This window comes from Pirellulales bacterium (assembly GCA_036499395.1).
Classification (GTDB): domain Bacteria; phylum Planctomycetota; class Planctomycetia; order Pirellulales; family JACPPG01; genus JACPPG01.
On record DASYDW010000034.1, the window covers coordinates 1 to 1,507 of the forward strand.

Consider the following 1,507-nt stretch of genomic DNA (forward strand, 5'->3'; position numbering starts at 1 on the left):
CTGGACATGGTGGCAGGGCTCGTTGAAAACAGGCAAAACAGAAAGTGACGGTGCTCAGGCAGGCTCAAGCGGATTGACGGGCATCAGAGGGGATCGTGAAACCCAGCCCGTATTTTGCCTGAATGCGCCGCTCCGCATGGCAGCGGGCGCGGTACGTGCTGGCGCACCATACACGGAGCAGGGTCTTGATCCGTTCGCGCGCAAGAAATTAACTCATTCGCTATACTTGCTGGACTGTAGTGTTTGCATAAAAACATGACTTCACTCGCCGAACTTCGAAAAAACTATTCGCTAGGTTCTTTGGACGTTGCTGATGTCGACCGGGACCCCTTCCGTCAATTCGACAAGTGGTTTCAACAGGCGGTCGATGCCAAACTACCCGAGCCGAATACGATGACGCTGGCCACGGTCGACTCGCGCGGCCGGCCGTCGGCGCGCATCGTACTGATCAAAGGCATCGACGAGCGTGGCTTCGTGTTCTTCACCAACTACGAAAGCCGCAAGGGCCGCGAACTGGCCGCCAATCCGTACGCAAGCCTGCTGTTCTACTGGATCGAACTCGAACGTCAGGTACGCATCGAGGGCCGCATTATCAAAACCAGCGGTGAAGAAAGCGACGCGTATTTCACGTCGCGTCCGCTCGGTTCGCGCATCGGCGCATGGGCGTCGAATCAGAGTCAGGTAATTGAAAGCCGTTCGCAGCTCGAAACACGCGAACGCGAAATCAGCCTGCAATACGGCGACCAGCCACCGCGCCCACCTCACTGGGGAGGTTATCGTTTGGTCCCCGAAGCAATCGAATTCTGGCAGGGCCGGCCGTCGCGTCTGCATGACCGTCTGCTCTATACGCGCGCAAGCGAAAACGGCGACTGGCAAATCTCCCGCCTATCGCCTTGAATCGAATATAACGTCGGTAGCGCGCCGCCAACGCAGCAGCGCGCGCCGGCCGGATCTCGCCTCGCGGCATGGGAGTTGCGTCGCGCCGGGCGCTGATCCACTTTGGCTTTGCTTTAGTTCAACGGACACGGAGAGATCACATGTTCTGGGAGAAGAAGCTGGCGCAGTGGGTTGAAGACGTAAAAACCAGGGCTAACCTGCCGGCCCGGCTCGTGTTGTGGGACGGGCAGCAACATGACTTCGGGCAGTTCGCCGCCCCGCAGGTCACGCTACACGTCAAAAGCGCCACGGCGTTGCCCTATCTGCTCGAACCGAGCCTCGACAATCTCGGCGAGGCGTACGTGAAGGGCAAGATCGACATCGAAGGCAAGCTGTCGGACATCATCAATATCGGCTACCAGTTGGCACGTAATACCGTGACCAGCGCGGGCAAGCTGGCGCGCGTGCGGCGCTACTTCAATCATTCGAAGACGTCGGACAAGAAAGCGATCCAGTACCACTACGATGTGTCGAACGAGTTCTACAAGCTGTGGCTCGACGAGAACATGGTGTACTCGTGTGCGTACTTCGAGAACGGCAACGAAGATCTCGCCACCGCGCAGCTCAAGAA

General features: G+C 58.3%; 3 protein-coding genes. All 3 read left to right on the forward strand.

Features of this window, described 5'->3' with window-relative positions; genetic code table 11:
• Positions 1-259: hypothetical protein (locus tag VGN12_06445; protein ID HEY4309074.1), on the forward strand; the 259-nt coding region annotated here is incomplete at its 5' end.
• Entirely contained in the window at positions 256-897 is a 642-nt protein-coding gene (gene pdxH / locus VGN12_06450) for a pyridoxamine 5'-phosphate oxidase (protein HEY4309075.1), read from the forward strand. The genes VGN12_06445 and pdxH, both read left to right, overlap by 4 nt.
• A gap of 140 nt (positions 898-1,037) precedes the next feature.
• Positions 1,038-1,507, forward strand: a 470-nt coding sequence (locus tag VGN12_06455) for a class I SAM-dependent methyltransferase (GenBank protein ID HEY4309076.1), incomplete at its 3' end; no start/stop codon positions are given.

What these genes read in the sequence shown, in the direction of transcription:
- pdxH (HEY4309075.1), top strand. Translation starts at nt 256, where the DNA reads ATGACTTCACTCGCCGAACTTCGAAAAAACTATTCGCTAGGTTCTTTG.